Annotated in this window: 1 rRNA gene; it reads left to right on the top strand. The window is 57.7% G+C overall.

Annotation, left to right across the window (positions count from 1 at the left end):
• Window positions 1–84: ribosomal RNA gene (locus IF54_RS0139010) — 16S ribosomal RNA — on the top strand; the annotation flags it as partial.
• Window positions 85–440 lie beyond the last annotated feature (356 nt).

The raw sequence follows: 440 nt of genomic DNA, 5'->3' as shown, positions 1-440 counted from the left end.
GAGCTGTCGAAGGTGGGACTGGCGATTGGGACGAAGTCGTAACAAGGTAGCCGTACCGGAAGGTGCGGCTGGATCACCTCCTTTCTAAGGAGCACTTCTAAGCCTGTCCTTCGGGACTGGTTCAGAGGCCATTACGCAGGCAAACGTTCTGCGGTGGTTGCTCATGGGTGGAACGTTGATTATTCGGCACACTTGATTGTCTTCTCCTTCCAGTACTGCTCTTCGGAGCGTGGAACGTTGAGGGAAGCAGGGAGTGTGTCGGGCACGTTGTTGGGTGTCTGAGGGCACGGCCGTTTGGTCTGTCTTCGGATGCCGGCCCCAGTGAACTCGCCTGTGAGGGCGGGGTGATGGGTGGCTGGTCGTTGTTTGAGAACTGCACAGTGGACGCGAGCATCTGTGGCCAAGTTTTTAAGGGCGCACGGTGGATGCCTTGGCACCAG

The organism is Streptomyces sp. NRRL B-3229 (assembly GCF_000719505.1).
GTDB classification, from domain to species: domain Bacteria; phylum Actinomycetota; class Actinomycetes; order Streptomycetales; family Streptomycetaceae; genus Streptomyces; species Streptomyces griseorubiginosus.
This window is presented reverse-complemented; position numbering and strand designations above follow the sequence as displayed.